The 21,942-nt window shown below is 59.2% G+C and carries 21 protein-coding genes and 1 tRNA gene; 12 read left to right on the top strand and 10 right to left on the bottom strand.

The features are described from left to right. Window positions 1-45: 45 nt before the first annotated feature. Window positions 46-459 (bottom strand): cupin domain-containing protein, encoded by a 414-nt coding sequence (locus EJA71_RS12845; protein WP_158957349.1) that lies wholly within the window; start codon window positions 457-459, stop codon window positions 46-48. Between the two features lie 137 nt (window positions 460-596). Continuing rightward, window positions 597-1,523: a transcriptional regulator GcvA gene (locus tag EJA71_RS12840; RefSeq protein WP_158957347.1), complete on the bottom strand. Its 927-nt coding sequence runs from the start codon at window positions 1,521-1,523 to the stop codon at window positions 597-599. A 142-nt stretch (window positions 1,524-1,665) separates the two neighbouring features. Between EJA71_RS12840 and EJA71_RS12835 the strand changes: the two genes are divergently transcribed. From EJA71_RS12835 to EJA71_RS12815, 5 genes are all read left to right on the top strand, one after another. Further along, window positions 1,666-2,955 (top strand): aminotransferase class I/II-fold pyridoxal phosphate-dependent enzyme, encoded by a 1,290-nt coding sequence (locus EJA71_RS12835; protein ID WP_218576484.1) that lies wholly within the window; start codon window positions 1,666-1,668, stop codon window positions 2,953-2,955. A gap of 26 nt (window positions 2,956-2,981) precedes the next feature. After that, window positions 2,982-3,854, top strand: coding sequence for a TauD/TfdA family dioxygenase (locus EJA71_RS12830; RefSeq protein ID WP_158957345.1), 873 nt, complete (start codon window positions 2,982-2,984; stop codon window positions 3,852-3,854). Beyond that, complete coding sequence (locus tag EJA71_RS12825) at window positions 3,851-4,885, top strand: hydroxyacid dehydrogenase (RefSeq protein WP_158957343.1); 1,035 nt, start codon at window positions 3,851-3,853, stop codon at window positions 4,883-4,885. Before EJA71_RS12830 ends, EJA71_RS12825 begins: the two co-directional genes overlap by 4 nt. 14 nt (window positions 4,886-4,899) lie before the next feature. Next, the gene (locus tag EJA71_RS12820) at window positions 4,900-5,322 is read left to right on the top strand and encodes a DoxX family protein (protein ID WP_158957341.1); all 423 of its coding nucleotides are present in this window, start codon (window positions 4,900-4,902) and stop codon (window positions 5,320-5,322) included. A gap of 63 nt (window positions 5,323-5,385) precedes the next feature. Then, window positions 5,386-6,888, top strand: a complete 1,503-nt coding sequence (locus EJA71_RS12815; RefSeq protein ID WP_158957339.1) for a UbiD family decarboxylase — start codon at window positions 5,386-5,388, stop codon at window positions 6,886-6,888. A gap of 181 nt (window positions 6,889-7,069) precedes the next feature. On the opposite strand, the gene EJA71_RS12810 is transcribed toward EJA71_RS12815, so the two are convergent. Next, window positions 7,070-8,443, bottom strand: a complete 1,374-nt coding sequence (locus EJA71_RS12810; protein WP_158957322.1) for an MFS transporter — start codon at window positions 8,441-8,443, stop codon at window positions 7,070-7,072. A 100-nt stretch (window positions 8,444-8,543) separates the two neighbouring features. Between EJA71_RS12810 and EJA71_RS12805 the strand changes: the two genes are divergently transcribed. The 6 genes from EJA71_RS12805 to EJA71_RS12780 all read left to right on the top strand — a co-directional run bounded on the left by EJA71_RS12805 (window position 8,544) and on the right by EJA71_RS12780 (window position 13,677). After that, window positions 8,544-9,470, top strand: coding sequence for a LysR family transcriptional regulator (locus EJA71_RS12805; protein ID WP_178113688.1), 927 nt, complete (start codon window positions 8,544-8,546; stop codon window positions 9,468-9,470). 157 nt (window positions 9,471-9,627) lie between these two features. Beyond that, window positions 9,628-10,239, top strand: a complete 612-nt coding sequence (gene gstA, locus EJA71_RS12800) for a glutathione transferase GstA (RefSeq protein ID WP_158957320.1) — start codon at window positions 9,628-9,630, stop codon at window positions 10,237-10,239. Window positions 10,240-10,301: 62 nt separating this feature from the next. Further along, complete coding sequence (locus EJA71_RS12795; protein ID WP_158957318.1) at window positions 10,302-10,673, top strand: Rid family hydrolase; 372 nt, start codon at window positions 10,302-10,304, stop codon at window positions 10,671-10,673. Beyond that, window positions 10,663-11,058, top strand: a complete 396-nt coding sequence (locus EJA71_RS12790; protein WP_158957316.1) for a nuclear transport factor 2 family protein — start codon at window positions 10,663-10,665, stop codon at window positions 11,056-11,058. Before EJA71_RS12795 ends, EJA71_RS12790 begins: the two co-directional genes overlap by 11 nt. 38 nt (window positions 11,059-11,096) lie before the next feature. After that, a complete protein-coding gene (locus EJA71_RS12785; RefSeq protein WP_158957314.1) occupies window positions 11,097-11,477 on the top strand; it encodes a RidA family protein in 381 nt (126 codons plus the stop codon). A 211-nt stretch (window positions 11,478-11,688) separates the two neighbouring features. Continuing rightward, window positions 11,689-13,677, top strand: coding sequence for a U32 family peptidase (locus EJA71_RS12780; RefSeq protein WP_158957312.1), 1,989 nt, complete (start codon window positions 11,689-11,691; stop codon window positions 13,675-13,677). A 114-nt stretch (window positions 13,678-13,791) separates the two neighbouring features. Here EJA71_RS12780 and EJA71_RS12775 read toward each other — a convergent pair. From EJA71_RS12775 to EJA71_RS12765, 3 genes are all read right to left on the bottom strand, one after another. Next, window positions 13,792-13,866, bottom strand: a tRNA-Gln gene (locus EJA71_RS12775). 167 nt (window positions 13,867-14,033) lie between these two features. Beyond that, window positions 14,034-16,547, bottom strand: coding sequence for a hypothetical protein (locus EJA71_RS12770; protein ID WP_158957310.1), 2,514 nt, complete (start codon window positions 16,545-16,547; stop codon window positions 14,034-14,036). Window positions 16,548-16,556: 9 nt separating this feature from the next. Continuing rightward, entirely contained in the window at window positions 16,557-16,943 is a 387-nt protein-coding gene (locus EJA71_RS12765; protein ID WP_158957308.1) for a hypothetical protein, read from the bottom strand. Between the two features lie 292 nt (window positions 16,944-17,235). Between EJA71_RS12765 and EJA71_RS12760 the strand changes: the two genes are divergently transcribed. After that, window positions 17,236-18,264 (top strand): alpha/beta fold hydrolase, encoded by a 1,029-nt coding sequence (locus EJA71_RS12760; RefSeq protein ID WP_158957306.1) that lies wholly within the window; start codon window positions 17,236-17,238, stop codon window positions 18,262-18,264. A 215-nt stretch (window positions 18,265-18,479) separates the two neighbouring features. On the opposite strand, the gene EJA71_RS12755 is transcribed toward EJA71_RS12760, so the two are convergent. From EJA71_RS12755 to EJA71_RS12740, 4 genes are all read right to left on the bottom strand, one after another. Further along, window positions 18,480-18,836, bottom strand: a complete 357-nt coding sequence (locus EJA71_RS12755) for a DUF6124 family protein (RefSeq protein WP_158957304.1) — start codon at window positions 18,834-18,836, stop codon at window positions 18,480-18,482. A 112-nt stretch (window positions 18,837-18,948) separates the two neighbouring features. Then, on the bottom strand, window positions 18,949-19,314 hold the full coding sequence (locus tag EJA71_RS12750) for a DUF6124 family protein (protein WP_122595685.1): 366 nt from the start codon (window positions 19,312-19,314) through the stop codon (window positions 18,949-18,951). A gap of 399 nt (window positions 19,315-19,713) precedes the next feature. Then, a complete protein-coding gene (locus tag EJA71_RS12745) occupies window positions 19,714-20,739 on the bottom strand; it encodes a GlxA family transcriptional regulator (RefSeq protein WP_158957302.1) in 1,026 nt (341 codons plus the stop codon). A 49-nt stretch (window positions 20,740-20,788) separates the two neighbouring features. Continuing rightward, window positions 20,789-21,910: an agmatine/peptidylarginine deiminase gene (locus tag EJA71_RS12740; protein ID WP_158957300.1), complete on the bottom strand. Its 1,122-nt coding sequence runs from the start codon at window positions 21,908-21,910 to the stop codon at window positions 20,789-20,791. Window positions 21,911-21,942: the final 32 nt, after the last annotated feature.

Genomic DNA, 21,942 nt, shown 5'->3' with positions numbered 1-21,942 from the left:
CAAATTCGCCCGCGATGATGGCACCGTGATTACACCCGCTAACTATTACTGCTGCAACTGCAGCAATGGTCGCTGCTTTTCGACGATATAGGTCGCCAGTTCCGAACCTTTTTCGCTGCCGACATTCCTCGCCACATGAGCCACGCCGGCCGGGATGAACAGCGAGTCCCCGGCTTTCAGCGTCACCGGCGCCCGGCCTTCCAGTTGATATTCGAAGGTGCCGCTGATGACATAAGCGATCTCTACGCCCGGGTGAGAATGTTTTGGCGAGGTCACCCCCGGATCGAAATCGACACGGGCTTGCAGCACTTCGCGGTCAGCCGCGCCGAGATCCTGATGGACCAGATCCGTGCGGCTGAGCCCTTGCTGCCAGTTCATGGACGGCGTTTGCGCGGCGTGAACCAAACCGGCGAGTGTCAGCATTCCGGTGGCGGTGGCGATTAACAGAGTACGTTGCATGATGCAGCCCTCAGAGCAGTCGTGATGGGAGTCACTACGTTGAGCGCTGCGTGTAAGCGCACTGTGTCGAGATGCCAGGGTTTATCGAGCCAGTGTGTCGCGCGACCTGCCTGATACAGGCCGATACACGCTGCGCGTCATGGCGCGGTTTGCGGCAGGGACGCAATGTCAGCGTTTTGCACCAGATCGATCAGCCAGGTTCTGAACGCAACAACCTTTTTCGACTCGGCAATTTCCAGTGGTGTCACCAGATAAAAGCCCAGGTCGGATTTCAGCTTGAGGTTGAACGGCGCCACCAGTTTTCCGGCCTTCAAATCATCATCGACATAGGTCGAACGACCGATACAAACGCCCAGACCGTCGATGGCAGCCTGCACGGCCATCATGGCGAGGTCGAAAGTCAGCCGCGTGCCTTCAGCCAGTTTTTTCGGTTGCCCGGCGGCGCTGAGCCACATGTTCCAGTCATTGCTGGTCATGCCGCTGACTTGCAGCAACGTGTGATTGGCCAGATCCACCGGCTTCTTCAAGGCTTTGGGGCCGGTGAGCAATTTGGGGCTGCACACCGGAAAAATCTCATCGGACATCAGCCAGTCCGCGCGCAGCCCCTTCCAGTCGCCAAACCCATAGCGAATCGCAGCGTCGATACCGCCCTTGCGAAAGTCCACCAGGTCGGTGGATGCGGTTACGCGCACGTCGATATTGGGAAACGCGTCCTGAAACGAGGCCAGACGCGGCAGCAGCCATTTGGAGGCCAATGACACCAGTGTGCTGATGGTCAACACGCTGTTGTTGGTCGACTCGCGGAGCATTTCCGTGGAGTAACGCAGCTCATGGAAGGCCGAGCGGATGCCGGGCAGATAAGCATGCCCCTCTGTGGTCAACGCCAGACCATCCTTGAGGCGCAGAAACAGGCGGATTCCGAGTTCGTCTTCCAGCCGGCGGATCTGGTGGCTGATCGCGGTCTGGGTGACGTTCAGCTCTTCGGCTGCTTTGGTAAAACTCATATGGCGAGCAGCCGATTCAAATGCTCTCAATCCATTGAGGGAAGGAATTCTGGCGACCATAAGACGGGCTAATGCTCATGAGATTTTGTCATAAGGTAGCACCCAAGAAGTCCTTTGCAAAATGTTTCAAGGGTCGAGGATCCTAGCGACGCTTTCGGGCCATAACGGCTACGAAAACGCCCACTCATAGGATGAGATCGCCGTGAATAACGCAGTTGATTTGAACAAAAGCCAGGACGAAAAAGCCCCACAACTGAAAGCACGCAATGCCTCGCGCATGGCTGAAATCAGCCGCCCGCATTTCGACGCTGCGTACGAAAAAGGTCTGATGGGGGTGTCTTGCCGAGTCCTCGATAACCGTCGCATCGAAATCGCCACCAGCGGCAAGGAAGTGATCGACTACACCCGTTGCGGTTACCTCAATCTCGACAGCCACCCGAAAGTACTCGCCGCCGCCAAGGCCTCGATGGATGAAATCCCGTCGGTGCACTTCTCGGTCGCACGTACCCGCCTCTCGGCTGAGCCGCTGGTGCGCCTGGAACATACGCTGGCCAAGCTGTTCGACGTCAATGGCGTGGTGGTTTTCCCGACGGTTGCCGCCGCCAACATGGGCGCCCTTCCTCTGCTCGCCGCCGGCCTGTTTACCGATGGCGAGAAACCGCTGATCGCGTTCGACCGCTTCGCCCACGTCACTCTGCAGTATCACATCCCGGTATTGCGCGAAGAAACCGAGGTGATCGTGATTGAACACAACGATCTCGAACACCTTGAGCGTCTTTGCCAGAGCGGCCGCAAAGTGGCCTATGTCGGCGACGGTGCCTATTCGATGGGCGGCGCTGCACCCGTGCGTGAACTGCGCGCCCTGCAAGACAAATACGGCCTGTTCGTCTACCTCGACGACGCCCATGGCATCTCCGTGGTTGGCCAGCACGGTGAGGGCTTCGTACGTTCGCAACTGGACGGTCTGGACGAGAAAACCATCGTCGCCGCTTCGCTGGGCAAGGGTTATGGCGCTGCCGGCGGCCTGCTGATGCTGGGCAGCAAGCACATCGAGAACTCGATCCGTCGCTACGCCCCGACTTACGGTTTCTCCTGCGCGCCAAACATGGCGGCGGTCGGTGCTGCCCTGGCGTCGGCCGAGATCCATGCCACCCCTGAGTTGCACAAGTTGCAGCGTTCGCTGCGCAACAACATCCAGCTGTTCGACAGCCTGATCCCGACCGAAACCAGCGGCAGCGAACTGCCGATCCGCATCGTACGCATCGGCAACGAAGTGGAAGCGATTGCCAAAGGTGAATACCTGTTGCAGCAGGGTCATTACACCTCGGTGGTGTTCTTCCCGACCGTACCGCGCGGTCAGGCCGCACTGCGCATGGCAATTACCTCGGCGCACAACCCGGCGGACATCCTCGACCTGAGTCTGATGCTCAAAAGCAGTGATCACGCAGGCCTCGTGTCGGCGGGTCAAGCCGCTGCCGCGTTGACCATCTGATCGACGTATCCGGGGAGATATTCAGCGTGAAGCGAACGGATCTAGCAGACAGCTTCGTCACGGCGGTGACGGACTTCGACATCAATACAGCCTCTCTGAGCGACATCCGTGCCCTTCAGGAGCTGGTTTACGAACGTAAAGTAGTGGCGGTGAAAAACCAGACGTTGACCCGCGAGGGCTATCAACAGTTCGCCGCCTGCTTCGGTGAGCTTGAGCAGTTCAAGCTCAAGAGTTATCACGATCCGGCGTACCCGAACATCCTGGTGATCAACAACCGTAACGGCGACGGTGCGGTGGGCGCACGCAAACTCGGCAACATGTGGCACAGCGACTCCAGTTACCTGGCCGAACCACTGCCATTGACGATGCTGCATGCCCAGCAGATCCCCGAGGCCGGTGGCGATACCTTGTTCGTCGACATGCAATCGGTGTACGACGATCTGCCCAAGGATCTCTACGAGCGGGTGAAAAATCGCCAGGCCGTCCATGACGTGCGCTGGACCTACAAAGTCAAGGCAGACGATGTCGGCGAATCGATCCAGGAGATTTTCAGTCGCCTGGCACAGACCTTCCCCGCCAGTACCCACCCAACGGTCGCCATCCACCCGCGCACTCAGCGTGAAAGCCTGTACGTCAACCCCGGCTACACCACGCATATCAACGGATATTCACAAGAACAAAGCCGGGCCCTGCTCGACGAGATTTTTGCCTTTGCCCTGACTTCCGAACGGGTCTTCAACTATCAGTGGGAAGCCAACGATCTGTTGATCTGGGACAACCGTTCGGTACTGCACTGCGCCACGGCACTGCCGCGTGATGCGCAACGGGTGATGTTTCGCATCGGCGTCAACGACGGTGCGTTCTTCGCACCCGACGTGGCACAGGAGCATGTCGCATGAGCAAAAAACGCGTATTGATCGCCCATATCCTGGGGGCCGAAGGCAAACGGATGCTGCATGAGCGCGACGACATCGAAGTGGTCGAGTTTCACAACACCTTGGAGCAGAGCCAGTTCCAGGCGTTGCTCGACAGCTACGATGCCGTGCACGGCGTGGTGCTTGGACTGACCCGTTTCGGCGCCACCGAACTGGCCCTGGCGCGCGGACTGCAAGTGGTGTCGCGTATTGGTGTCGGATTTGACGCTGTCGATATTGCGGCGATGTCCGATGCACACATCCCGGTGATGGTCTGCGCCGATGCCAATCACCGTGCCGTCGCCGAACACACCCTGAGTTTCATGCTTGCCTTGGCCAAACGCACCGAAGCGTTGACCGGCCTGGTGCGCGGCGGTGACTGGCATCAGCGCTACGACTACCTGCCCAGTGAACTGGAAGGTCGTGAAGTGCTGTTGATCGGCTGCGGGCGGATCGGCAGTCGGGTGGCCACGCTGTGCCTGGCGTTCGGCATGCGCGTCAAGGTCTACGACCCGTATATCGACGTGCAGGATCTGCCCCTCGGCGTGCAACCCGTGGCACAACTGGAGGCTGGTCTGGCGTCGGCGGACTACATCAGCGTGCATTGCCCAAAAACGCCGCAAACCGTCGGGCTGTTGTCGGCGCAGCGGCTGGCCCTGCTGCAACCCCATGCCTACCTGATCAACACCGCGCGCGGCGGCATTGTCAACGAGCAGGCGCTGTATCAGTTGCTGGTCGAGAAACGCATCGCCGGCGCGGCCCTGGACGTGTTCCTGCCCGAACCACCGCCGCACGCCAGCGGTCTGCCGAGCCTCGACAACGTGATCTGCTCGCCGCACCTGGCCGGTGTTTCCCGTGAGGCCGTGACGCGCATGGCCGTGCTGGCAGCCGGCAACCTTCTCGATGTGTTCGATGGTCAGCCGAATCCAGACAACGCGGTGAACCCGCAAGTGTTTGAGTTTGCGGCGCGCAAGCCGGTCACGGCCCCGGCCAGCACCATCCCTTTTCCAATCTGATAGTGAGCAATGGAATGTACCTACGTTATCAACTCTTCGACGACCAACGCGATGTGATGATTCTGCTGGCGCGGATCATGATTCTGATCCTCTACGGCTACTTCGGCTTCACCTACGTGACTGACCACGGCAGCTTCGTCACCTACCTGAAATCGGTGGATGCGCCGATTCCCGAGTTCACCGCAATCGTGGCGACCCTCGTCGAATTCTTTGGTGGCCTGGCGCTGCTGTTCGGTTTCTGGACCCGGCCCATCGCGGCGATTTTCGTGGTCTACACGATTGGCACGGGAATCATCGGGCATGCGTTCTGGAACGCATCCAACCCGGCCGACCATCACACGCTGTTCGTGCATTTTTTCAAGAACGTGAGCATTGCCGGCGGTTTCCTTTTCCTCTGCCTGTTGGGCCCCGGGAAGTACTCGTTCGACAAACGTTGATCCTTGCAGCGGCGCGCGGAGTCATCCGCGCGCCGCTTTTTCCGTTTCCAGTGGATACACACAATGAATGAGCAAATTGAACCCGTTGCCGACCTTCGCGACTGGTTGGCCCGCGCCGAAAAAATCGGCGAATTGCAGACCATCACCCAACCCGTCGACCCTGAAGAGGAAATGAGCGCGATCACCTATCTGGTCGCCCGTCAGCCCGCCTCACCCGCCGTGTTGTTCGAGCAGGCCGACTCGCCGCTGGGCTTGCGACATTTATGGAACATCTTCGGGCCGAGTGTCGCGCGCACCGCGATCACCCTTGAGCAGCCAACGGATACGCCAACCATGGAGTTGATCCGGCGCACCAAGGATAAATTGAAAAACAGCATCGCCCCGCTTGAAGTGCGCGCCGACGAGGCTCCGATCTACCAGAACACCCTGACCGGCAACGACATCGACCTGACCCGTTTGCCGATCCCCAAGCACTGGCCACGGGACGGCGGCGCTTATGCCGGCACCGCAGATGCCGTGTTCACCCGCGACCTGGAATCCGGCTACCTCAACGTCGGCACCTATCGCATGATGATTCAGGGCCCGCGCGAAGTCGGCCTGTCGCTGGCACCGGGCAAGGATGCGCTGCGCCACATTCATCAGGCCTGGGCGCGCGGCGAAGCCTTGCCCGTCGCCGCCGCGTGGGGCGTCGACCCCTTGATGATGGTGGTGGGCTCGCAATCGTTGCCACCGGGTGTATCGGAGTTCGATTTCGCCGGGGGCATCAAAGGCAAGCCGATTGAAGTGGTGCGCGCCCAACACTCGGACCTGTTGATTCCGGCGGCGGCGGAGATCGTCATTGAAGGCGTGATTCGTCCAGGTTCGACTCGCGAAGAAGGGCCGTTTGGCGAATTCACCGGCTACTACGGCTACAAGGACATCGATTGCCCGCTGATCGAAGTCACCGCCCTGCACTACCGCACCCGGCCCATCCTGACCAACGCGTTAATGGCGGATTTCCCGTCGAACGAGCAGAGCGCGTTTTTCTCGACAATCCGTTCGGCGAAGATCTGGAATGACCTCGACAAGCTCGGCATTCAAGGTATCAAGGGCGTGTATTGCCCGCCGGCGGCTGCCGGTGCATTCGGCATGATCGTGATCAGTCTGGAACAGAAATACGCCGGCCACGCCGCCCAGGCGTTGGCACTCGCCGGTCAGGTGCCAGGCGGGGCCTACATCACCAAATGGATTGTCGCGGTGGATGAGGACGTCGATCCGACCGACATGAACCAGGTGCTCTGGGCCATGGCGACCCGCGCCACGCCCAGCGATGACATCGATATTCTGCGCAATACCCGAGGCTCACCGCTGGACCCGGCGCAGAACCCTCCGGAAAAGCGTTTCTTCGGCTCCAAAGCGCTGATCAACGCCTGCAAGGATTACCGCAACATCCGTAATTTCCCGACCCGCACATTGCTGCGCGAATCCGTTTACGAACGTGTTCGTGAGCGCTGGAGCAACCTCGGCTTGTCCGGTGAAGCACCTGCCATTACTGCATTCGACAACACGCTGGATGCTGGTGAGTAACCCGCTGATTCGAGCCTGAACAACGTTTTATGAAACACCTTTGGCAGGGACGCTTTAGCCCCTGCCGAAACCGCTCTTTCACAATCGAACGCTACATCGCAACGATGGGTTGCCTGCTCGCACACTCGCGACCCGGCAACCCATCGTTGACCCATTCGAACACTCCGCGGTCCTGTACCGCTCAGCATTCACTCACCGTATCGACCTCGACGGTGTACAACCGCAACACCGTCAACAGGCCGGCAGCGAGAAACGCCAGGGCAATGATCGACAACGCACCACTGGAACGTCCCGCCCCCTCAAGGGCGGCCCCCAGCAAAGCAATGCCGGTCACGCCGCCACATTGCCGCGCGGCGTTGAGTACGCCCGAGCCGACCCCGACCTTGCCGCTCGGCACGCTGGCCAGGCATGCGCCGACAATCACCGGCAACGTCGCGCCACCGAGGCCGATCAACAGGCCACCGATCAACAGGCTGAGCCGATCCAGGCCATACAACGCCAACAACGCCGCGCCCAGCGCGCCACACAACATGCCAGCGGCACCGACCGTCCGCGCACCGAACAGATTCGACAGACGCCCCGACAGACTGGCCATCACGCCGGTCGCAATGGTCATCGGGATCATCGCCACACCGACCTCGACCGGGCTGCGCCCCTGCCCTTGCAAGGCAAACGGCAGCACGAACAGGCTGCCGTAATACGCCAGGGTTTGCAGGAACCCCGCACCGATCGCGGCGGAAAACGTCCTCGAGGCAAACAGGCTCAACGGCAACATCGGTTCACGCTGTTTTTTCTGCGAATAAATGAAAGCTACCGCCAACGCCAGCGCGGCCAGCAACGTCGCCACCACCCAAGGATGTTGCCAGCCCCACACAGGCCCCTCGATCAGGGCAAAGATCAATGACACCAACGCCAGTGCCGACAGCGTTTGCCCTGCCCAATCGATGGATCGCGGCTGCACCGCCAAGGCACTTCTACGCGATAGGCAGCAGGCCAGCGCCAACAGACAAAACGGTACGTTCAGATAAAAAATCGAGCGCCAGTTCAACCATTCCACCAGCGCCCCACCGAGCAACGGCCCGGCCACCAACGCTAATGCCGAAATACCGCCCCACAGAGCCACGGCCCGCGCCCGACGCTGGGCATCCGGGAACGCTTCGACCAGCAATGCCATGGAACCCGGCAGCATCAATGCCGCACCGATGCCTTGCACCGCGCGGGCGCCGATCAGAGCGACCACGTTGGGCGCCAGTCCACAGGCCACCGATGCCAGGGTGAACACCAACAACGCAAACACGAACACCTTGCGCGCACCCAAGCGGTCACTCAACGCGCCCGCTGACAACAGCAAACTGGCGAACACCAACGTGTAGGCACCGGCAATCCATTGCAGGCGATCCATCCCGGTCGACAAGTCCTGACCGATGCTGGGCAGCGCCACATTCAACGCCGTGACATCCAGCGCAACCATGAACGAACTCACCGCCACGCTGATGAGAACAGGAACCGCCGAGGCCGTTCTGGCCGTCAGCTCCTTTGACTGGACTTCACTCACTTGGCAACACCTCACTGTGTATTCAGGGGCGATCCTGAGGGCGTGCAGGTGCTTCGTAAAATTAAATATCGATTACCCGAGCATAAGAGGAACTACTGAGATGATGAACCTGATGCACTGGCGACTACTGGTCGCCGTCGCCGACGCTGAAAACGTATCCCGCGCCGCCGAGCGTTATGGCATTACCCAGTCCGGCGCGAGCCAGGCCCTGACGCAAATGGAGGAAGCGCTGGGCGTGAAGGTCTTCGTGCGCGATCGCCGCCAGACCACCGCGACCGCCATCGGCCAGCAGATCATCGACCGCGCGCGGCGCATGCTCAGCGAATTCGAATCGATCCAGAACCTCGTCGACGCGTCGCGCGGCTGTCATCTGGGGCGAATCAAACTGGCGAGCTTCCCTTCGGTGTTTGCCTCGTTGTTGCCACCGTTGCTGCAAAGTTTCAGCCGCCTGCATCCGGGGATCGAAATCGTCTCACTCGAGGGCACTGACGAAGAGGTTGAACAGTGGCTGGACAACAGCAGCGTCGACCTTGGCGTGGTGATGAACCCTTGCCCGTCGCGCGGCGCTGTTTTGCTGGGGCGTGATTCGTGGGTGGCGGCGGTGCCGGCGAGCCACGCGCTGGCACGCAAGTCTTCCGCCAGCACCATCGCCCTCAAAGACCTGGTGGACGAGCCGTTCATTCTCGCCACCGGCGGCTGTCATTTGCACGGCCAGTCGCTGGTCGAGCGTGAGGGCCTTTCCCTCAGTGACATCAAAATCACCGTGCGCGACTGGACCACTGCATTCGCCCTGATCAGTGAAGGCATGGGCATCTCAATCGTGCCGGCCTCGACGCTGCCGGTGGATCGGCGCGGCATGCGTGTGTTCGAGCTGAGCAAACCGATTTACCGCGAGTTCGGTCTGGTCTGCTCTCAGGCCGGCGAACGCACGCCATCGGCGCAGGCCTTTTTGAACGAAATCAGGAAGTCGACGTTGACCACCGAGATTCCGATGACCGTGCGCAGCACCGAGGCCAAAGTCGCCTGAGACACCATAAGACACCCTAATGACGGGTGCATGAAATTGTAATTTTACCGAATGGTTACAGCGCACCAGTATGTCTAAACCAAGGTTCACAGCCGTTTCATCGCCATCGGAACGGCGCCACATCCGGGTAGTCGCTACCCGTATATAAGGAGATCACATGAAACTCTACTTCGCCCCGATGACCTGCTCGTTGTCCCCGCACATCGTTCTGCGTGAACTGGGGCTGCACTTCGAACTGATCCGGGTCAACAACAAGACCAAACGCACCGCCGACGGCCGCGATTTCCGCGACATCAATCCCAAGGGTTATGTCGCCGCGCTGGTACTGGACAACGGTGAGGTGCTGACCGAAGGCCCGGCCATCGTCCAGTATCTGGCTGATCTTGTGCCGGGCAACGCCCTCGCACCTGCCAACGGCACTTGGGAACGTTCGCGCCTGCAAGAGCTGTTGAACTTCATCACCTCCGAAGTCCACGGTGGCAGCGCGCCGCTGTTCAATGCCGACATTCCCGAGCCGACCAAGGAAATCTTCCGCCAGAAGCTGTTCAAGCGTCTGGACTACCTGAACAAGAAACTGGTGAACAAGGATTACCTGCTTATCACCTTCGGCCTGGCCGACGCCTACCTGTTCACCGTGCTCAAGTGGCTGCCGTTCTTCAACATCGACGTCAATGACTGGCCGGAACTGGGCTCGTTCATGACCCGTGTCGAAGCGCGCCCGAGCGTACAGGCCGCCATCGCCGCCGAAGAGGCCACCCAGCCGGTTTAACTTCGGACCGTCAGAAGCCAGGCCTCCCTGGCTTCTGCCCACTTCAACTGGATGAAGATCCCATGCAGACAATAGATCGCGTCCCAAGCGGCCACGCAGGACGTAGCCGTTCCTGCGCATACGCCGACCTTATCTGGACCGTTGCAACCTCCCCCGACACTTCACTGGACATCGCCGGCCAGACCCATCAGGCCCTGAACACCCTGAGCGCCAGTCTTGCAGGCCTGGATTCCGACCACCGCCGCATGTTGTCCGCCCAAGTGCTGCTGGCCGACATGCGTGACAAGCCTCTGGTCGATGAAATCTGGGCGCAATGGATCGGCGACGACCCGCAGCACTGGCCGCAACGCGCCTGTTACGGCGTCGATCTGGGCGGCAAATTACTGATCGAAATCATCGTTACGGCGGTGCGAGGATCGGCAGATGGCGCATAACGATCAGATCGATCTGGTGATCCGTACCTGCGAAGCCCAACGCAGCGCCGCGATGCTCGGTGGTCATCTGGACATTTTCAGCCACCTGTTTCATCCCGACCTGACCTACATTCATTCGAGCGGCGTAATCGACGACCTGAAAAGCTATCTGGAGAAATGTCGCTCCGGGGAGTTCATCTATCACGCCCTCAATCACCAGATCGACAAAATCACCCGGGTGGGCGAGCTGGCTATCGCGTTCGGTGAACTGATCACCACGGTGACCTCCGGCGGGGTCAAAAAACGCCTGCACAACCGAACGCTGACAGCGTGGCAGAAGACCGGTGAGCAGTGGCAGTTGCTGGTGTATCAGGCGACGGCGTTGAAGCCGCCCGTAGTGATGTAAACTGCGGCGCAATTCACTCGCTCACACAAGGGATCAGCATGGCTAACCAAGACATCACTTTCACCCCGGATCCGGACGCCGACTCGATTTCTTCCGACGTCACGACCTTCAACGGGATCATGGTTTCCACGCAGATTCCAACCCGCGCCGACGGCAGCCTGGAACTGGGCGACATCACCTTGCAAAGCGAATGCACCCTGCAAGCACTGAAAGTCGCGCTGGAACGCGCCGGCAGTTCGATGGATCGCGTCATGCACCTGACCATCTACCTCACCGACATGGCTGACCGCGCCGCGTTCAACGAGGTGTACAAGCGTTTCTTCGCCAAGCCGTGGCCAGTTCGCGCCGCCGTCGGCGTGGCCGCGCTGGCCGTTGAAGGGATGCGCGTGGAAGTGACTGCGATGGCGGCCAAGGCCTGAGACTCACTGCACAACCCAATGTGGGAGCGAGCTTGCTCGCGAAGGCGGCAGGGCATTCAATATCAATGGAGACTGAACTGACGCTTTCGCGAGCAAGCTCGCTCCCACAGGGTTGCGCGGTGTCAGGCGCCATCGGGCAGCACAGGCGTGCCGGGCGCGCGATTCGGGGGTAGAATGCGCGCCTAACCGTGACAGCCTGACTAAAAAAACTATGTCCTTGCCCAAGCATCATCTGGAATTGCTCAGCCCTGCCCGCGATGTCGCCATCGCCCGCGAGGCCATCCTGCACGGCGCCGACGCCGTGTACATCGGCGGCCCAAGCTTCGGCGCGCGCCACAACGCCTGCAACGAAGTCGGCGAAATCGCCGAACTGGTCGAATTCGCCCGCAAGTATCACGCGCGCATCTTCACCACCATCAACACCATCCTGCATGACAACGAACTGGAGCCGGCGCGCAAGCTGATCCATCAGTTGTACGACGCCGGTGTCGACGCGCTGATCGTTCAGGATCTGGGCGTGATGGAACTGGACATTCCGCCGATCGAGCTGCACGCCTCGACCCAGACCGACATCCGCACCCTTGAGCGAGCGAAGTTCCTCGATCAGGCCGGTTTCTCGCAGCTTGTTCTGGCCCGAGAGCTGAACCTGCAGGAAATCCGTGCGATCGCCGACGAAACCGACGCCGCCATCGAGTTCTTCATCCATGGCGCTTTGTGCGTGGCCTTCTCCGGCCAGTGCAACATTTCCCACGCGCAAACCGGCCGCAGCGCCAACCGTGGCGACTGCTCCCAGGCCTGCCGTTTGCCGTACACCCTTAAAGATGAAAAGGGTGGCGTGATCGCCTACGAAAAACACCTGCTGTCGATGAAAGACAACAACCAGAGCGCCAACATCCGCGCGCTGGTCGAAGCCGGTGTGCGTTCGTTCAAGATCGAAGGTCGCTACAAGGACATGGGCTATGTGAAAAACATCACTGCCTATTACCGCCAGCGCCTCGACGAGGTTCTGGAAGATCGCCCGGACCTGGCCCGCGCTTCCAGCGGCCGCACAGCGCACTTCTTCCTGCCTGACCCGGAAAAGACTTTCCACCGTGGCAGCACTGATTACTTCGTCACTGATCGCAAGATCGACATCGGCGCTTTCGACTCGCCGACCTTCACCGGTCTGCCAGTCGGCACCGTCGAGAAAGTCGGCAAACGCGACATGCAGGTCGTCACCCAAGAGCCGCTGTCCAACGGCGACGGCTTGAACGTACTGGTGAAACGCGAAGTCGTGGGTTTCCGCGCCAACATCGCCGAAGCCAAAGGCGAGTTCGAAGAAGACGGCGAGAAGCGCTACCGCTACCGCGTCGAGCCGAACGAAATGCCCGAGGGCCTGTTCAAGCTGCGCCCGAACCACCCGCTCAATCGCAACCTCGACCACAACTGGCAACAGGCGCTGCAGAAGACTTCGTCCGAGCGTCGCGTGGCCCTGAGCTGGGTCGCGCGTTTGCGTGAAGAACAGCTGGAAGTCACCGCCACCAGTGAAGAAGGCATCAGTGCCAGCACCACCCTGCCCGGTCCGTTCGGTGTGGCCAACAAACCTGAGCAAGCGCTGGAACAGCTGCGCGATCTGCTCGGCCAGCTCGGCACCACGCAGTACCACGCCACCGACATCAAACTGGATGCGCCAGAGGCGTTCTTCATCCCCAACTCGCAGCTCAAAGCCCTGCGCCGTGAAGTGATCGAGAACCTGACCGCCGCCCGTGTTGCCGCTCACCCGCGTGGCGGTCGTAAAGCCGAAACCAGCCCGCCGCCGGTGTACCCGGATTCGCACCTGACCTTCCTCGCCAACGTCTACAACCAGAAGGCGCGCGACTTCTACCACCGTCACGGCGTGAAGCTGATCGACGCCGCGTACGAAGCGCACGAAGAGCCGGGCGAAGTGCCGGTGATGATCACCAAGCACTGCCTGCGCTTCTCCTTCAACCTGTGCCCGAAACAGGCCAAAGGCGTAACCGGCGTGCGCACCAAAGTCGCACCGATGCAGTTGATCCACGGCGATGAAGTGCTGACGCTGAAGTTCGATTGCAAGCCGTGCGAGATGCACATCATCGGCAAGATGAAAGGCCACATCCTCAACCTGCCGCAACCGGGCAGCGTGGTCGGCCACATCAGCCCCGAAGACCTGATCAAAACCATTCCGCGCGCACCGCACTGAGTGGATGGCATGCGCGGTGCTTCGGCGCCGCGCATGTCTGCTTTACCAAGCCAGGCCAAATCGCAGGCATAAAAAAACGCCAACTTCTTGCGAAGTTGGCGTTTTTTTCGAATATGGCAGGGGCGGCTGGATTCGAACCAACGCATGGCAGGATCAAAACCTGCTGCCTTACCGCTTGGCGACGCCCCTACTGCTCTTTCCAGCTACTTCGTTAGGTTCGCTGTGAGAACGGGGCGCAATTTACCAAGGTTTTTGGGGTTTGGGAAGCGCGGAGTGAAATATTTTTTGTTTTAAAACAGCTACTTAAATTTTGCCCTGCGATGTGCCGGCTCAACTGTCGCCGACAGCTTGTTTCGCTAGGCTTTCTTCTTGCCTTTGTTCGAGCGCTCGAGTACCAGTGAATATTGGTTCAGCAGCACTTGATCCAGTCGCTCCCTCAACTGGAACGCGAAAAACTTGACGTAATCCTTGGAAATGAACCGGCGGTGGCAATCCAGAATATGGTCAATAACCAGACAATCCTCTTCCACCCGGGGTGAGGAGGATGAGCTGGAGGAACTGGTCGTGACAGCCACGGGCCGACGACGGAGCCACACGCGATAGCGCATCCATTCGCCCACATGACTCAAATAAAGCCAAAACCGCACATTGCCCTGGAACAAATGACTTGTTTCGAGAAAGGGTATTCGTTCAGGCAACGTCACCTCTACCCGAATAACGATGTCCAGGCCAGCATCGTTCAGCTTCTTGCAGTTACCTTGCAGCAACGTCTCGATCACCATCATTTCAGTGTTGTTCGCGCGGCTGGATGCCACCAGGTTAGCGCGATGAATGCCGCCACCTTCCCCATCGCCGATCAAATGCGACCATTCATAATTGATCATTGGGGTATCCGGACCAAAACCCGGCGCAAAACTGCCCAGACGGTTGGTCTGCGCGGCGACATTGTTGGTCACTCCGGTCACGACCTCGGCCGCCGATATGCCGTCAAAGAAAGTACCCTGATCGCGCTGCCCCGTTTGTCGTGAGGTCGTGTGCGGTTTCATGATGAACAGGTGCGTGTCCTTATACTCTCGCCGCGCAAGCTTGTCCCTCGTCAACCTGATCCACGTATCACCCACACTGCCCTGCACCTCCAGTGGACGGCCGTTCCAGTCCCAGAACGCAGAACGGTAATTCGGTGCATCGGGGTAAGCCGACGGATTGTCGAAGGATTTAACCGGCACTGACTCGGTGCTGCCGACTCGCCGAACGGCCTTCACCAGTCTTCGGGTCGACATGACCTCCGGCGATGCATTAAAGGTTTGCTGACGGCTGGAAGGGGCTGACTCCCTGTCAGCACGCGTACGCTTCTTTAGTGAGGACTCTTCTGAATCAACCATCATGCTGCTGGAAGGCTGGCTTGAAAAACTGTTGTCAAACGGCATGTCAAGCGACTTGTGCGGCGGCCCTATCGAGACCTCTTCCTGCGTTAAATTGTCGACTTCGTGCTGAACCGTTCTCTGTTTTTTTTCCTTTCCCTGCTCGGGGTCGCCTTCGTTGTCCGGCAGCGTCATGTACAAGTCATACGGGCTGCCATGAAACGAGCGCAGACACCAGTAACGACTGTCGTCGGCAATTTGCGCCGAAATAAGGCTTCCCTGGCAGCCGCCATGAGCAATCGGTTTTGATGCCTGCCGACCTTCGAGAAACGCATCGCAGTCGTCCCATATCAACTGGCCCTCCGACTCACGCGGCACGGCATGTACCAAACCTGTATCGCCCATGGAGTTACCACGCCCAACTGCGCCACCGTGACCGCCGCTGCTTTTTTTGGGAGGGTTGATCAAAATCGATTGATGCTTCATGACTCCATTCGGTATTTCCAGGTAAGAAAGGTCGATCGGTGGCATTGAAGACAGGTGGCAGGTATGCGGCTGAAACTTGATGGCGCCCTTCAGCCATGTCTTCTCAAGGTTGGCGGCTTCCTCAGCCTTCGCTCGGGCTTCGTCCGATGATCTTTGTGCGCGGGTCCAGATCTGTTGTGGCAACGTAGTGAGATGCTTCACTTCTTCGAATAACGGCTCTGGCAGAAGGATCACAGAGTGAGTCATGCCCCATTCTTGACTGAAAAAAATATTCGTCGCCACATACTTGCCCCAAACGACTTCAGCGACTGGCGCCTCAACGTCTCCTGCCTCGCCCTCTTGCGAGTCCTCATCGACATAGGTATCCCAAGCGGAATCAATCTCAAGGAGCGCCGCCGCCGGGTCTTTCTCCAAGGTATGCAACCTCTCGTATAACGTCCTGTCCCGATACCGGACCGGAAGGCTCTCATAGACGTCCTGGCTGGTGGAACTGACCCGCTCCACCGTTGAGGAACCTTTCGTGGCCAGCTTTGCGGGACAGGCCGAAGAAATACCGTTGCCATCTGGCAGAGTGAGTTTGATACAGGCAGGACAGTGGGATTTGACCATCGTGCCTGTGCACCCGTGCAGCGGGCACGCGTCGCCTGTCGATGCCGTGATGCCTTGTGTCCCGCAACGACTGCAATACAAGTCTTCGCTCTGTACGCGCTTACACACGGACGGGAAGCGTGTTTGATTCTGATCGACATAACGATAGCGCCAGCGCAGGCGGATGCTTGTGTCCTTGGAGCCTCTGGAAGCCACCGAATCCTCGAGACGTGACTCCCATTGCCGGTGCTCGTTCTTGCAAAGATGTTTTTCTGCGTTCCAGCAATCGGCACACACGAAAAAGGCACAATGGTGCAGATGAAAATCGCAGGTCACGAGCTTCAGCCCGATATTGGCGGAAGCGGAGTAAGGCGCTCCCATTTCCGGTGCGGGCATGTATTCGCCGGTTTTGTCGCAGAAATGGCATTTGAGCATGGCAACTCCTTAGCCGAGAGTCAGTGTCCAATTTGACCCGCCATAACGCTGGCTGAACGCGACAACTCCACTCAGTACATCGAAGAGCAACTGTCGCCGCTCCTCTGCACCCAGATGGCCTAGCGAATGCTGGAAGGCTTCTTCCCGTGCCAGACCTGGCCCCGCAACATGCAATGCACCGAACAAAAGCGCCAGATCATTTTCGTCTTCGACACCGTAGCGCTGCCCGAACCGGACTGTCAGCCGAGCCCTCCTGGTCAACTCGGGGTCATCACGCGAGTCGAGCGCCCAGGCAATCTGCTGTTTCGCCCAAGCGACAATGTCGGCGACAAACAATTCGTCGCGCGAATGCCGCAGCGCACTCATGCTGGTGCTGGAAATGGAATGAAGAGTCATCGCCGCAACGTCCTTGTCGGTAAAACAGAGCGAAGAAGAGATTAGCTCAAAGATAGTGGCACAACGATATTTTTGCAGCCGCTCCAAATAGCAAGGCGCGAAGGTCGCAGCTCACCTTCGGCAACGCCTCACGCGTCATGTATCACAGTGTGTACTCGCTCCCTACCGATACATCGCCTTTCAACAACGCCTGTTTTCGACACAGCCCGGATACGTCCCCACGCTCAAATGCACCCAAGGTTTCAAGGGTTCACGAAGACCCCTCGGCCAAAGGTACACAGGAGACGTCACCATGAAAAAGGCACTGCACACCCGCAACACCGCGTTCGGTTTGTCGATTCTGGCGTTGTCGTTGTTCGGCGCTGTCGCTAGCGTTCAGGCGCAAGCCGTGGAACCTGCGGCCGTCAGCTATTCCGCGCCCTCGCCCTTTGGCCCGTTGAAGCATGTGAAGGCTGGCGTCCTTGACGTGGCCTACGCCGAAACCGGTCCCGCTGACGGCCCGGTGGTGATCCTGCTGCACGGCTGGCCCTACGACATTCACAGCTACGACGACGTCGCGCCGTTGCTCGCGGCCAAGGGTTATCGGGTGTTGTTGCCGTATGCACGCGGTTATGGCGATACGCAGTTCCTCTCCAAAGACACCTTGCGCAACGGCCAACCGGCGGCGCTGGCCAGTGATGTGATCGATTTCATGGATGCGCTGAAGATCAAGCAAGCGGTGCTCGGCGGTTATGACTGGGGCGCGCGCTCGGCGGACATCGTCTCGGCGCTGTGGCCGGAACGGGTGAAGGCGCTGGTCTCGGTCAGTGGTTACCTGATCGGCAATCAGGCCGCCGGGCAAAACCCGCTGCCGCCCAAGGCTGAATTGCAGTGGTGGTATCAGTTCTACTTTGCGACTGACCGTGGCCGCGCCGGTTACGAGAAGAACACCCACGATTTCGCCAAACTGATCTGGCAAACCGCTTCACCGCAGTGGAAGTTCGACGACGCCACTTTTGACCGCAGCGCCAAGGCGTTGCAGAACCCGGATCACGTCGACATCACCGTGTTCAACTACCGCTGGCGCCTGGGCCTGGTGCAAGGCGAGGCGAAATACGCAGCGCTGGAGCAGAAACTCGCCACCGCACCGTCGATCAGCGTGCCGACCATCACCCTTGAAGGCGACGCCAACGGTGCGCCGCACCCGGCGCCGGAGGACTACGCAAAGCGCTTTACCGGCAAGTACCAGTTCCGCTTGATCAACGGCGGCATCGGCCACAACCTGCCGCAGGAAGACCCGCAGGCGTTTGCCAAGGCTGTGATCGACGCCGACCATCTGTAGAAACAAAAAAGCAGTCAGCCGCGAAGGCTGACTGCTTGATTATTTGAGGGTGGGATTGAGGCTTGAGGGATGGTCCCGTTTTACAGATGCTTGCCTGAACGGACGCCATCGCGAGCAGGCACACTCCTACAGGGGGAACGCATTTCAAATGTAGGAGTGAGCCTGCTCGCGATCACGCCTGACCAGACACCCTCAACCCCGCCTGATGTGCGCGATCAATCGGTTGGCACCACAAGATCCAACGCCTTGTTCACCGCCAACTCTCCCAACATCACCACTTGCGCAATGCCCAGCAGAGTCTGGCGGTTTGAGCCTTCCAGTACCCCGGCAAAATTACCGAGCATGACCGTGGCGGACGCCAACGATCCGCTGGCATTGGTCAGCAAAGATTCAGCGTCCGATTGCGGATTGACCATGAACAGCGTGCTGGCCGTATAGGGCTCGGCCATGATCGCGGCAGGCAGAAGGTAATGGTCAAGGGCTCGTTCTGCCGCGTCGTGGAGCTTTCTTGAATGAGGTGATACGTAAGGCGATGCCGGATCGGTGACCGGCGGTTCGGGTAGCGGTGACATCAGCTGAAACTCCAGACAAGAAGGTTCTTTGATAGAAGGTGTGAGGCGTCGCGATCATCGACGCCTCTGTGCAATGAGGGAGGCACGCCCCCCTCACTCATCTGCAGCGCAACTAGTGCGGCAAGCGCTGGTTATCCAGCACTCGACCGACCACCAGCTCACTGAGCATGATCACCTGTTGCAGGATCAGCATCTTCTTGCGCTGGGAACTGTCGATCGAATCAGCCAGCTCACGCGCCATGTCACTGGCGGAAGACAAGGTTTCAGACGCCTCGACCAGCAACGTCTCGTTATCCACCGTGGGGTCGATAACGTAGATCCTGCCGCTCTTGCGGTTCGGTATCGAGAGCTTCTGCGAGCCGGGACTGAGGTAGAAGTTGATCGCGCGTTCGGTGGCCTCTTTGATGTTCTGAGGTTCGAGCGAAGCGTCGTAGGGGATTGGATCGGTTTCTGGCGGGTTTGGCGTGACTTTGAACATAAAGGACTCGTTGTCTTGAAAGAATTGAAGAGCCGTCACTTTCGCTACCAAACGAAGGGTGGCGGCCACACGTGGGTTGGTAGACCGGTCAAGACAGGAAAAACCCGGCGCCCCCGAAAGGGCCCCACGCATGGCCACCATATAAAAACTGAGCCCCAAAAAAGAGACTGCATAAGGTGTGGCGCCATACGGTTGTCGAGAAACGGGCTACCAAACCCGATCACTGTTTTGCAGTGACCGGGAAACGATACAGCCCGCCTCAAGGCGCGTAAGCCGGCGGATTCTGGCGTACGCGTAGGCAACGGCGCAAGGTGTTGTAGCCGTTATGGCGTAACAGTGCGTGTAACTTAAACGCGTGTGCGCATGGGTGTTTAAGAACCCTTCGGTAAACGGCTGACCCTATTTCACCAGCCGTTTTTCTTTGGAAGGCCTGTAGCCGAAATACGAGCTGTAGCACTTGCTGAAATGACTCGGCGAAACAAACCCGCAAGCCACCAGCACTTCCACCTGTGACAACTCAGTGTGCTGCAACAAACGCCGCGCTTCGGTAATCCGCAGTTCCAGGTAATACCGCTGCGGCGTGGTGCCGAGCTGCTCTTTGAACAAGCGCTCCAACTGTCGCCGAGAGCGACCGGCATACACCGCGAGTTGCTCCAGCTCCAGCGGTTCCTCCAGGTTGGCGTCCATCAGTTTCACCACTTCCCGCAACGGCGCACTGACGCAGATGTTCTCGTCCGGTTTGATTCGTCGATAGCGCGATTCCTCAAAGGCGAGGATGTCTTCGATGCCTTCGACCAAGGCTTTGCCGTGCAGGCTCTTGATCCAGTCCAGCGCCATGTGAAACGCCCCGGACGGGCTCGACGCCGTGAGGCGGTCGCGGTCGATCACGTAGGGTTCGCTGCTGACGTGGGTGGTTTTGGCGATTTCAGTCAGTGCCGGGCGGTGTTCCGGGTGGATCGCGCAGCGATAGCCGTCGAGCAATCCGGCACGGCCGAGGAACCACGAACCGTTCCACAACCCGGCCAGGCTGATACCGCGCTCCGCCGCAGCCTTGAGCAAATGGATGAATTCGTCACTGGCGCGCAACTCGGTGCGATAACCGCCGCACACCACCAGCAGATCCAGTTGATCAAGCGCAGACAGATCAAGCCGTGCATCGGGGCGGATGACCAGCCCCAGATCACTGATAACTTCACCGTCGCCCAAACCAAACGTGCGCGAGGAAAACAATCCCGGGCGCAGCAAATTAGTGGTGACCACCGTGTCCAGCGCCTGGGTAAACGCTGGCAGTGAAAAGTGTTCCAGTAGCAGAAAACCGGTGCGGGTCAACAGCGGGTCAGCAGCGCTGTGTTCATTCAGATAGCGGAGGTTTTTCCCCTTCATGCCTCCGCTGAATTGGCGTCGTTCGATCAAGTTCGAGTCCATCGGTCTGTTGTTATGCGCCGATAGTTGGCTTGATCCGCGTCAGAGTCAATCACGCCTGCGGTTGATGGCTGGTGACGCAGTGGATTCCACCCCCACCAGCGGCAATCGCATCGATGTTGAGCTGGACGATTTCGCGCTGCGGATACAACTGCGAGAGCAGATCGAACGCCTTTTTGTCTGCCGCTTTGTCGCCGAATTCCGGGGCGATGATCGCACCGTTTATCACGAAGTAATTGATGTAACCGGCGGCGAAGTCCGGGTTGTCCTGGTTGAACTTGCTGTTGCGCGGCTTGAGTGGCGGCGAAATCGTGTGGACCTGCAGTTTGCGACCGTCAGCGTCGGTGGCGTTCTTGAGGATTTCCAGGTGCGCCAAAGTGACCTTGTGATCGTAGGATTCAGGATCGGTGTCGAGGTTGGCGATCACCACGCCGGGCCTGATGAAGCGTGCGTAGAAATCGACGTGGGCATCGGTGATGTCCTTGTTCTTGATCCCCGGCAACCAGATGATTTTGCGCAGGCCGAGGCGTTCTTTCAGTTCCGCTTCGACGTCAGCCTTGCTCCAGTCAGGGTTGCGGTTGGCGTTGATCCAGCTGCTTTCGGTCATGATCCCGGTGCCGTGGCCGTCGACTTCGATGCCGCCGCCCTCGCCCACCAACTCGGTGCGAATGTAAGTGGCTTGCGCGTCGTCGGCGACCCGTGCGGCGATCTTCGAGTCTTTACCGTGCTGCTGTTTGCCACCCCAACCGTTGAAGTTGAAGTCCACCGCGCCGAGACCACCCTTGTCGTCGATGACGAAGTTGGCGCCGATGTCGCGCATCCAGATGTCATCGAGCGCGGCGGTGACGTAGGTGATGTTGCGCGTGCCGCAGAATGCTTCGGCAATACTGCGTTCGTTCTTGCGGCAGAACACCGTGACCGGCTCATAACGGGCGATGGCACGGGCGATACGGCCGAGGGCTTCCTGGACGTCTTCGGTGAAGTCTTCCCAGATCGCGTCTTGCGCGCCGAAGGCGATGTAGGCGCGCTCATGTTTGTCGCCTTCGTCGGGCATGAACCAGCGTCCGTGCGCGGCGGCGAGCACGTTGCCCGGCGACAGGCCGAGGCCCATGAATGCAGCGCCAACACTCGCGGCAACCGTTACTTGTTTGATGAACTCACGACGAGTCGACATGCTGTGTATTCCTGTAAAAACGAGGGCCGACG

The sequence above is a fragment of the Pseudomonas sp. PB106 genome (genome assembly GCF_009764645.1).
Taxonomy (GTDB): domain Bacteria; phylum Pseudomonadota; class Gammaproteobacteria; order Pseudomonadales; family Pseudomonadaceae; genus Aquipseudomonas.
The sequence above is the reverse complement of the archived record's forward strand: the minus strand, read 5'-3'. Positions and strand labels throughout refer to the sequence as shown.

Bases quoted from the DNA above. Each gene is read 5' to 3' on its own strand.
- EJA71_RS12785 (WP_158957314.1), top strand. From the start codon at position 11,097: ATGGCTAACCAAGACATCACTTTCACCCCGGATCCGGACGCCGACTCG.
- EJA71_RS12750 (WP_122595685.1), bottom strand. From the start codon at position 19,314: ATGTTCAAAGTCACGCCAAACCCGCCAGAAACCGATCCAATCCCCTAC.
- EJA71_RS12755 (WP_158957304.1), bottom strand. From the start codon at position 18,836: ATGTCACCGCTACCCGAACCGCCGGTCACCGATCCGGCATCGCCTTAC.
- EJA71_RS12790 (WP_158957316.1), top strand. From the start codon at position 10,663: ATGGCGCATAACGATCAGATCGATCTGGTGATCCGTACCTGCGAAGCC.
- EJA71_RS12815 (WP_158957339.1), top strand. From the start codon at position 5,386: ATGAATGAGCAAATTGAACCCGTTGCCGACCTTCGCGACTGGTTGGCC.
- EJA71_RS12795 (WP_158957318.1), top strand. From the start codon at position 10,302: ATGCAGACAATAGATCGCGTCCCAAGCGGCCACGCAGGACGTAGCCGT.
- EJA71_RS12740 (WP_158957300.1), bottom strand. From the start codon at position 21,910: ATGTCGACTCGTCGTGAGTTCATCAAACAAGTAACGGTTGCCGCGAGT.
- EJA71_RS12770 (WP_158957310.1), bottom strand. From the start codon at position 16,547: ATGCTCAAATGCCATTTCTGCGACAAAACCGGCGAATACATGCCCGCA.
- EJA71_RS12845 (WP_158957349.1), bottom strand. From the start codon at position 459: ATGCAACGTACTCTGTTAATCGCCACCGCCACCGGAATGCTGACACTC.
- EJA71_RS12820 (WP_158957341.1), top strand. From the start codon at position 4,900: ATGTACCTACGTTATCAACTCTTCGACGACCAACGCGATGTGATGATT.
- EJA71_RS12825 (WP_158957343.1), top strand. From the start codon at position 3,851: ATGAGCAAAAAACGCGTATTGATCGCCCATATCCTGGGGGCCGAAGGC.
- EJA71_RS12840 (WP_158957347.1), bottom strand. From the start codon at position 1,523: ATGGTCGCCAGAATTCCTTCCCTCAATGGATTGAGAGCATTTGAATCG.
- gstA (WP_158957320.1), top strand. From the start codon at position 9,628: ATGAAACTCTACTTCGCCCCGATGACCTGCTCGTTGTCCCCGCACATC.
- EJA71_RS12760 (WP_158957306.1), top strand. From the start codon at position 17,236: ATGAAAAAGGCACTGCACACCCGCAACACCGCGTTCGGTTTGTCGATT.
- EJA71_RS12780 (WP_158957312.1), top strand. From the start codon at position 11,689: ATGTCCTTGCCCAAGCATCATCTGGAATTGCTCAGCCCTGCCCGCGAT.
- EJA71_RS12805 (WP_178113688.1), top strand. From the start codon at position 8,544: ATGATGAACCTGATGCACTGGCGACTACTGGTCGCCGTCGCCGACGCT.
- EJA71_RS12765 (WP_158957308.1), bottom strand. From the start codon at position 16,943: ATGACTCTTCATTCCATTTCCAGCACCAGCATGAGTGCGCTGCGGCAT.
- EJA71_RS12745 (WP_158957302.1), bottom strand. From the start codon at position 20,739: ATGGACTCGAACTTGATCGAACGACGCCAATTCAGCGGAGGCATGAAG.